This is a genomic window from Mesorhizobium sp. M0276 (assembly GCF_040321755.1).
GTDB lineage: Bacteria > Pseudomonadota > Alphaproteobacteria > Rhizobiales > Rhizobiaceae > Mesorhizobium.
Genome location: NZ_JAMYSC010000113.1, coordinates 1 through 8,610 on the forward strand (window position 1 = coordinate 1; position 8,610 = coordinate 8,610).

Below are 8,610 nucleotides of genomic sequence, written 5' to 3' on the forward strand. Positions count from 1 at the left end.
CGTCATCTTCGGTGAGCGCTTCATCAAAGCCATGGCGGCGTGATGTTCAACCGCCCGCCCGCACACGAAATTCCTGACAGTCCCGGTCATCGGCATGGCGGCACTCGCCATCGGCAAGAAGACGGCGGATCTGACCGAAGCCGACCTGCCCGCCCTCAAGGACGAACTTCTCAAGATGAAGGCCAATGCCAAGCTTGTCGGCGAAGTGACCGCCAGCCAGACGGCGCTGGCGACCGGCGAGGTCGACATACTTGTTGGTGGCGGCGAATGGGTGACGGCGGGGCTGGCCAAGGAAAACCCGGCGCTGGACTTCTCCATTCCCAAGGAAGGTGCGGTTCTGTGGTCGCAGTCGCTGGCCATGTTCAAGGACTCCAAAAACAAGGACATGGCGCTGAAATTCATCCAGTACATCATGAGCCCGGAAGGCCAGGCGCGGCTTGCCACCTCGTCCTGCTACTGGGGCATGCCGGCGAACACCAAGGCGACGCTGACCGACGAGCAGAAAAAGATCCTGCGTTTCGACGAGCAGCCGGGCTTCCTGGCGCGGGCCCAGGCCTACCCGGCGCCCAACGCCGATCTCGACAAGAAGATGCAAGACATGTGGACCGAAATGCTGCAGGCAAAATGAGCAGATATCGCTCATGAGCCCTTCGGCAAACAATCCCCTGCCCCGGGCGGGCCGTGCCTTGCCCCGGGCGAGCTCTGCTCTGCCCTGGGCGCTGGTCACGCCAGCGCTCGGCTGGACGCTGCTGTTCTTCGTGCTGCCCTTCATCGCGATGGGGTTTTCCAGCCTGACGGCGCATGAAGGCGGTGGCTTCACGCTGTCCAACTACAGCCAGTTCTTCACCAACCCTTCCTATTGGCAGGCGATGGTGAACTCGCTGCAGGTCACCGCCATCGTCACCCTTCTCTCCGTGCTGCTCGCCTACCCGTTTGCCTGGATCCTGGCCGAACAGGTGCCGGAACGCTGGCAACGGCTGGCGCTGATGCTGGCGGTGCTGCCGTTCTGGACCTCCTATGTCGTGCGCTCCTACTCCTGGCTGCTGGTGCTGGCGCAGAATGGCGTTATCAACCGGGCGCTGACCGGCTCGGGCCTGTTCAGCGAGCCGCTGCAACTCGCCAACACGCGGTTCGCCACCGTCACCGGCTTCGTGCATTTCTTCATCATGCTTTTGACGCTGACGATCTTCGCCAACCTCAAGCAGCTCAGCCCGAGCTACCGCAAGGCCGCCGCCGATCTCGGCGCCGGGCCGGTGCGCACCTTCCTGCATGTCGTCCTGCCGCTGACCTTGCCCGGCATCATGGTCGGCGCCTTCCTCACCTTCGTGCTGTGCATCGGCGACTACATCACGCCGCAGATCCTGGGCGGCAACAACGAACTCCTGATGCCGCAGCTGGTGATGATGCAGATCGGCCGGCGCGGCGACTTTCAGCTGGCCTCGGCGCTGTCGATCATCCTGATGGCGGTGGTCACCATCGCCTATCTCGGCTGCGCCCGCTGGCTGAAGATCGAGCGAGCCTGAGATGGCCAGGATTGTCCGCATCGCCTCGTGGCTCTACGCCGTCCTGATCTACGGCTTCATCTTCCTGCCGGTGATCGTGCTCGTGCTGTTTTCGTTGCAGGCGACGTCGTTTCCGATCCCGCCCTTCACCGGCCCGTCGCTGCGCTGGTACGATGCGGTTCTCTCGGACCCGCGGCTGACCTCGGCGCTGATCAATTCGCTGCTGGTGGCGTCCATCTCGTCGCTCGCCGCCGTCACGCTCGGCTTCCTCTCGGCCTGGGGCTTTGCCCGTTTCCTCCTGCCCGGATCTGGCCTGCTGCGCGGGCTGATTACATTGCCGCTGACGGTCAGCTATCTCATCATCGGCATGGGACTGCTGGTGCTGTTCAACTGGGCCGGGGTGCCGAAATCGCTGCTCGCCGCCGGCGTCGGCCATGTCGTGATCAACCTGCCGCTGTGCTTTGCCATCATCTACAGCCAGATGGGCGACCACCAGATCAACATCGAACGCGCCGCGCGCGATCTCGGCGCGCCGGAATGGAAAGTGCTGCTGTTGATCACCGTGCCGGTCATGGCGCCGGCCATCTTCGCCGGCTTCTTCCTGTCGATGACCTTCTCGTGGGACGAGTTCGTCATCTCCTTCCTTTTGACCCGTTTCGACACGACCTTGCCGGTGGAAATCTGGAACCTGCTGCGCTCCGGCCTCAACCCGAAAACCAATGCCGTCGGCTCGCTGGTCTTCGCCGTCTCGATCGTGCTGGTCGTGCTGTTCGAACTGACATTGCTGCGCAGGAGAAGAGCATGACCGCACCCCTGGTCGATATAAGCTCCGTATCGCATCGGTTTGGCCAGCAAACCGTGCTGAAGAATGTCTCGCTCAAGATCGAGCCGGGCAGCTACACCATCCTGCTCGGACCCTCGGGCTCCGGCAAAACGACGCTGCTGTCCATTCTGGGCGGCTTCCTCACGCCCAGCGAAGGCAAAGTGTTCATCCGCGGCGAGGACTGCACCTCGGTGCCGCCGGCCAAACGCCCGACGACGACGGTGTTCCAGGACTATGCGCTCTTCCCGCATATGAGCGTCGGCGGCAATGTCGGTTTTGGCCTGCGCATGCAGGGCGTCGACGGCGCGACACGGGCGGCAAGGGCACGCGAGGCGCTGGCGCTGGTTGGGCTGGCCTCCGCTTTCGACAAGAAGCCGCATCAGCTCTCCGGCGGCCAGCGGCAGCGCGTGGCGCTGGCGCGTGCGCTGGTGATCGAACCGGCGGTGCTTTTGCTCGACGAGCCGCTCGGCGCGCTCGACCTCAAATTGCGCCGGCAAATGCAGGACGAGTTGAAGGCGATCCAGAAGCGCGTCGGCACTGCCTTCATCCATGTCACCCACGACCAGGAAGAAGCGATGGCGCTGGCCGACCATTGCGTGGTGATGAATGACGGGCGCATCGAGGACGAGGGGCCGCCCGAGCGCGTCTATGCGCGGCCGGCGACTCGCTTCTCCGCGACCTTCATGGGCGAAAGCACGATCCTCGCCGGCACGGTCACGGAGGCCAGAGACCGGACAAGCACCGTCGCGACGCCGGTCGGGCCGATTTCACTGCCCTGCACGTTGCCGGTTGGCTCGGCCGTCGGGCTTGCCATACGGCCGGAGCATCTCGTCTTCGGCGTGGCCAGCGGCGGTGTCAGGCTGGGTACGGCCGAGGTGAGCGACATCGTCTTCCAGGGCAGTTTCAAGCGCGTGCTCGCCGTTTCCGTCGAAGATCCCTCGCTACACTTCATCGCCAGGCTGCCGGCTTCGTCGACCGTCCAGCCCGGCGACACGGTCGCGATTTCGTGCGATATCGGCGCAATCATCCCTTTGACGGATTGACCATGGGCACGCTTCCGCTCATCGACGCTCCAGACTGGTACGAGACCATCCGCATGGCCGACGGTGTCACGCTGATCCACGAGCCGTGGATCAAGCCATTCTTCCGCTGCAACATGTGGCATGTGCGCGGCCGCGACCGCGATCTCCTGTTCGATACCGGGCTTGGCCATTTCAGCCTGAGGCGTCACGTGCGGCTGGTGAACGAGCGACAACTGACCTGCGTCGCCAGCCACACCCATTTCGACCATATCGGCTGCCACCATGAATTTCCCGACCGCTGCGTGCACGCGGCCGAGGCTCAAATCCTCGCCGATCCGCGCAACGAATGGACCGCCGCCAGCACCTACGCGACGGACGAGATGTTCGAGGGCATGCCGCAAGGCTGGGACACGGCACGCTACGGCATTCTACCCGCACCCGCCGGTCGTCTGCTCGCGCATGGCGATGTCGTCGATCTCGGCGACCGCGCCTTCGAGGTGATCCATACGCCCGGCCACTCGCCCGGCGGCATCGCGCTCTACGAAAACAGGACGGGCATCCTGTTATCCGGCGACATCATCTATGACGGCCCGCTGATCGACGATGTCTACCACTCTGTGGTCGATGACTATGTCGCCACGTTGCTGCGCCTGCGCGACCTCGACGTCTCGGTCGTGCATGGCGGCCATTTCCCGAGCTTCGGAAAAGTGCGCTATCGCCAGCTTGTCGACGAGTACTTGGCGCAGAAGCGGCAAGCCGGCTGCCATCTGCGGCAGCGTTCATAGCTGAGGATCCGTTGGCGCAACAGCTGGAATGTCCGCTCAATATCCGGCACCCGGTCTTCGCTTCCAGCCAGGAAGCACATGCCCGGCCAGGTCAGGTCCGAGTTACAGCGCCCTTTGCGGGCATGGTGCCCCGGCGGCATCACCACAGCGCGACGCCGTGGGTTGAGGCCGGAAGCTCGTCTCTTCGGACTGGCGCACCAGTTCGGCAAAGAGCAGCGCGAAGCTTCCCAGCATCAGAAAGACGATGATCAGGCGTGTTACCGGCAATATGACGGCCTCGACTGGCTAGCCCCACGCCACCCATCCGATGCCCGGCTAACATGACGGGTCCGGCTTTACGAGAGCTTAAGCCCGGTCTTAACCATCACATTCGCGCAGCCTCTGACATGACGCGCGAACGGCACGTCCGCAACCCGCCGTTCTGCCGTCGCCTTGCCATCCGGGATAGCCTTGCCATCCGGGATAGCCACGGCATCCGGGATAATGCCTCTCTTTGCAGACCTGGCCCGCCCATGCTACCCCGGCGCTGGCGCGGCCCAGCAAAAGCCGGCTGCCAACCGGTCGTCGTTGGGGAACCATGAGCAAAACCGCCAGCCGCATCGCCTTCGTCTCGTCCGACACCGCCGACGCCAAGACGGCGCTGGAAAGCCTTTCGGCGCGCTATGGCCAATCCTCCGTCGAGGATGCCGAGATCGTCGTCGCGCTTGGCGGTGACGGCTTCCTGCTGCAGACGCTGCGCGAGACGATGGGGACCGGCAAGAAGGTCTACGGCATGAACCGTGGCACCATCGGTTTCCTGATGAACGAGTACCGGTCCGGTGGGCTCACCGAGCGGATTGCGGCCGCGGTCGCCGAAACGATCCGTCCGCTGGAGATGCTGGCCGAGACCTCGGCAGGCGAAACGCTTTCGGCGCTGGCGATCAACGAAGTCGCGCTGTGGCGGCAATCCTATCAGACGGCCAAGATCCGCATCACCGTCGACGAGCAAATACGGCTTGAGGAACTGAGCTGCGACGGTGTGATGATCGCGACGCCGGCCGGATCCACCGCCTATAATCTTTCCGCGCACGGGCCCATCCTGCCGCTCGACGCGCCCCTGCTGGCGCTGACCCCGGTCAGCCCGTTTCGCCCGCGCCGCTGGCGCGGCGCGCTGCTCTCCAACAAGGCGACCGTGCGCTTCGACATTCTCGAGCCGGAAAAGCGGCCTGTGAACGCCGCCGCCGACCATACGGAAGTCAAGGCGGTGACCTCGGTCACGGTCAGGGAATCGCCCACTGCGACGGCGACGTTGCTGTTTGATCCCAATCATTCCTGGAACGAACGCATTCTCGCCGAACAGTTCCGCTATTGAGCCGGCGCCGCGACCGACACCTCGATTAAGCATCCCGATTAAGGTTACAACTTCACAATCGCGCCAATCACGGCCGTTTCTGTTGACAAATCGAGGGCTTGCTCCTAATTGCAATACCAATCTTGCAGGCGCGTGGCGCTTGCCGCGATAGACGCCGTTAGACGCCGTTGCGCTTCCCCGAACCAGCCAAAGACAGCAACAATTGTCCTCAGACACCACGACCGCTCCAGAAGCGTTGACCTTTTCAGACCTAGGCCTGTCGCCGAAGGTTCTTTCCGCAGTCACCGACGCCGGCTACACGCAGCCGACGCCGATACAGTCTGGTGCCATTCCGCACGCGCTTCTCGGCAAGGACGTGCTGGGCATTGCCCAGACCGGCACCGGCAAGACCGCATCCTTCGTGCTGCCGATGCTCACAAGACTGGAAAAGGGCCGCGCCCGTGCCCGCATGCCGCGCACGCTCATTCTCGAGCCGACACGTGAGCTTGCCGCGCAGGTCGAGGAAAACTTCGTCAAATACGGCAAGAACCACAAGCTCAACATCGCGCTCTTGATTGGCGGCGTGTCGTTCGACGAACAGGACAAGAAGCTGGAGCGCGGCGCCGACGTGCTGATCGCGACGCCCGGCCGCCTGCTCGATCACCGTGAGCGTGGCAAGCTGTTGCTCAATGGCGTCGAGATCCTCGTTATCGACGAAGCTGACCGCATGCTCGACATGGGCTTCATCCCCGACATCGAGCGCATTTGCGAGATGATCCCGTTCACCAGGCAGACGCTGTTCTTCTCGGCGACGATGCCGCCGGAGATCACCAAGCTCACCGAAAAATTCCTGCATGCGCCGGTGCGCGTCGAGGTCTCGAAGGCCGCGTCCGCAGCGACCAACATTATCCAGCGCCTGGTCAAGTCCGGCTCCAAGCCATGGGACAAGCGCGAGACCTTGCGCAATTTGATCAAGGCAGAGGATGCGGAACTGAAGAACGCCATCATCTTCTGCAACCGCAAGGTGGAAGTGTCGGAACTTTTCCGCTCGCTGCTGAAGTATGATTTCGACGCCGGCGCGCTGCATGGCGACATGGACCAGCGCGCGCGCATGCAGATGCTGGCCAATTTCCGCGATGGCAAGCTGCGCTACCTGGTCGCCTCCGACGTCGCCGCGCGCGGTCTCGACATCCCCGATGTCAGCCACGTCTTCAATTACGACGTGCCGATCCATGCCGAGGACTACGTTCACCGCATCGGCCGCACCGGACGCGCCGGGCGCTCTGGAAAATCCTTCACCATCGCGACCAAGTCGGACACCAAGTACATCGACGCCATCGAGCGGCTGATCGGCAACAAGATCGAGTGGCATGACGGCGACCTGTCGACAGTGGTCGCCAGCGAAGGCGAGGACGATGCTCCGCGCCGCGGCAAAGGCGCGCCGCGCCGTGCCGGCCGCAAGGACGACGACCGCAAGGAGCGCAAACCACGCGAACGCCACGCCAGGCACAGCGAAGAACCGGCACCGGAAACGGTCCGCGAGGATCAGCCCAATGTGGCCGAGGGCGCGGTCGCGGACATCGGCGAGCGCCGCTCGCGCAAGGACGCGATCCGGTCGGAAAACACCGAGCGCAAATCATCCGATCGCAACGAGCAGCGCGCACCGGAACGCGGCGACACCAGGCCGCAGCGCGACAGCAACCGCCCTGCCCGCCAACGCCACCAGGAAGACAACGACTCCACCGTCGGCTTCGGCGATGACATGCCAGCCTTCATGAAGATCGTCGCCAAGGTCTGATACGCCAGCGTTGCGCGTCCTCTTGGACGCGCAAAAGCAGCCGTCTGCGCTGGAATCGGCAATTTTTGCCGATTTGTATCGCCAGATCGAGGCCTTCGGCACCGAGATCGACAAATCCATCGGAAAGTTGGAGGTCAACCTCGACCCGAGGATCCGCGATGACCCGTACGAGGAAATCCGGACCGAACAGAACTGGTGCGCTCACGCGCAGGATGCCTGATGGCTCCGATCGCTGGTTGCGGATTGCAGTGCTCGCAGACAGGAGCAATCAATTGTCGGGAAGCGGCAGCGGTGTGTCACTCAAGGTCTGCAGGTAAGCGATGAGGTCAGCTCGCTGCTTCTCGTCCTGCAGACCCGGGAAAATCATATCTGTTCCGGGCAAAGCGAATGCCGGATTTGAGATAAAAGAATTGAGGTCCTCAAAGGTCCAAGTGCCGCCGGCTTCCTTTATAGCTGACGAATACGGGACATCGCTTTGTGAGGCCTTCGGCCGCCCTACGACGCCCCACAGATTAACCCGTTTGGGAATCTTAAGGTTCGGCGATGCAAGATGACAAGCCCCGCACGTTCCGTCGAAAATTTCCTTGCCTGATTCAGCGCTTGCCGATGCAAGTCGAGCCGAAATCGGCGCAACGGCCGGTCGCCCGGCGCCATGACTGCGCAAGTAGGCCACGATGTCATCGTGACCCCTGAGCTTAGCCAAATGTATGGGCGGATTTCCATTCGATGTCAGTGCGTTGACCTCTGCCCCGGCGTCCACAAGATGAATGACGCATTGAAGGCAGCCATTTTCGGCAGCCACGTGCAGCGGCGTCTGCGCTTTCGCCACCTGATTTGGATCGGCCCCATTGTCGAGCAACAGCTTCACAATCTCGGCGTGCCCAGCCTTGTTGGCGGCGTAGAGTGGCGTTCTTTGCCAGCTGACGGGCAGGTTGACGTCCGCGCCATGATCGATCAGAAGTTTGGCTAACTCGACATTTCCGCCTTCGCAGGCGATGTAGAGCGCCGTAACGCCGTCAATTTCGTTAACAGCGGCGCCTTTGTCCAAGGCGGAAGCCACCGCCGCGACGTCGCCATTCCTGACAAGATCACCTAAGTTGCTCGCGTGGGCGGGCAGTGTAAAAAGGCAAAGGACGCATGAAGCTCTTGTCACCCACATGCGTCCTCGCTTGATCATTGTAGCCTCCCTGAAGAGAGTTCCATGACGGGTTGATCTAGAACAAGGGCTTGCTGGTGGTGACACGGCTAGCCGAGAATGGCCGCTTTTGCTGAAGGGTTTCGGGTGCCGTCAGGCGTACGAAAGTCTCTGATGCAGGAACCCGCGGGCCGCAGGCGGTGAGCTATGGGGAT

The 8,610-nt window shown here is 62.7% G+C and carries 8 protein-coding genes and 1 pseudogene; 8 read left to right on the forward strand and 1 reads right to left on the reverse strand.

Translation table 11 applies throughout. The features are described from left to right. Positions 1-79 precede the first annotated feature (79 nt). The 8 genes and pseudogenes from NKJ01_RS35510 to NKJ01_RS35545 all read left to right on the forward strand — a co-directional run. A pseudogene (locus NKJ01_RS35510) lies at positions 80-628 on the forward strand (extracellular solute-binding protein); the annotation flags it as partial. 13 nt (positions 629-641) lie between these two features. Beyond that, positions 642-1,523, forward strand: a complete 882-nt coding sequence (locus NKJ01_RS35515) for an ABC transporter permease (RefSeq protein ID WP_352735195.1) — start codon at positions 642-644, stop codon at positions 1,521-1,523. A gap of 1 nt (position 1,524) precedes the next feature. Continuing rightward, the gene (locus tag NKJ01_RS35520; protein ID WP_352735197.1) at positions 1,525-2,307 is read left to right on the forward strand and encodes an ABC transporter permease; all 783 of its coding nucleotides are present in this window, start codon (positions 1,525-1,527) and stop codon (positions 2,305-2,307) included. Beyond that, on the forward strand, positions 2,304-3,368 hold the full coding sequence (locus tag NKJ01_RS35525) for an ABC transporter ATP-binding protein (protein ID WP_352735199.1): 1,065 nt from the start codon (positions 2,304-2,306) through the stop codon (positions 3,366-3,368). Before NKJ01_RS35520 ends, NKJ01_RS35525 begins: the two co-directional genes overlap by 4 nt. 2 nt (positions 3,369-3,370) lie before the next feature. Next, positions 3,371-4,132, forward strand: coding sequence for an MBL fold metallo-hydrolase (locus tag NKJ01_RS35530; protein WP_352735201.1), 762 nt, complete (start codon positions 3,371-3,373; stop codon positions 4,130-4,132). A gap of 577 nt (positions 4,133-4,709) precedes the next feature. Next, positions 4,710-5,483 carry an NAD kinase gene (locus NKJ01_RS35535; protein WP_352602488.1) on the forward strand — a complete coding sequence of 258 codons (774 nt, stop codon included), beginning with the start codon at positions 4,710-4,712 and terminating at the stop codon, positions 5,481-5,483. A 202-nt stretch (positions 5,484-5,685) separates the two neighbouring features. After that, entirely contained in the window at positions 5,686-7,260 is a 1,575-nt protein-coding gene (locus tag NKJ01_RS35540) for a DEAD/DEAH box helicase (RefSeq protein ID WP_352735203.1), read from the forward strand. Between the two features lie 10 nt (positions 7,261-7,270). Further along, complete coding sequence (locus NKJ01_RS35545) at positions 7,271-7,480, forward strand: hypothetical protein (RefSeq protein ID WP_352735204.1); 210 nt, start codon at positions 7,271-7,273, stop codon at positions 7,478-7,480. A 48-nt stretch (positions 7,481-7,528) separates the two neighbouring features. On the opposite strand, the gene NKJ01_RS35550 is transcribed toward NKJ01_RS35545, so the two are convergent. Beyond that, positions 7,529-8,437: an ankyrin repeat domain-containing protein gene (locus NKJ01_RS35550; protein ID WP_352735206.1), complete on the reverse strand. Its 909-nt coding sequence runs from the start codon at positions 8,435-8,437 to the stop codon at positions 7,529-7,531. Positions 8,438-8,610: the final 173 nt, after the last annotated feature.

Excerpts from the sequence above, each read along its gene's own strand:
- NKJ01_RS35515 (WP_352735195.1), top strand. The coding sequence starts at position 642 with ATGAGCCCTTCGGCAAACAATCCCCTGCCCCGGGCGGGCCGTGCCTTG.
- NKJ01_RS35520 (WP_352735197.1), top strand. The coding sequence starts at position 1,525 with ATGGCCAGGATTGTCCGCATCGCCTCGTGGCTCTACGCCGTCCTGATC.
- NKJ01_RS35525 (WP_352735199.1), top strand. The coding sequence starts at position 2,304 with ATGACCGCACCCCTGGTCGATATAAGCTCCGTATCGCATCGGTTTGGC.
- NKJ01_RS35530 (WP_352735201.1), top strand. The coding sequence starts at position 3,371 with ATGGGCACGCTTCCGCTCATCGACGCTCCAGACTGGTACGAGACCATC.
- NKJ01_RS35535 (WP_352602488.1), top strand. The coding sequence starts at position 4,710 with ATGAGCAAAACCGCCAGCCGCATCGCCTTCGTCTCGTCCGACACCGCC.
- NKJ01_RS35550 (WP_352735206.1), bottom strand. The coding sequence starts at position 8,437 with ATGATCAAGCGAGGACGCATGTGGGTGACAAGAGCTTCATGCGTCCTT.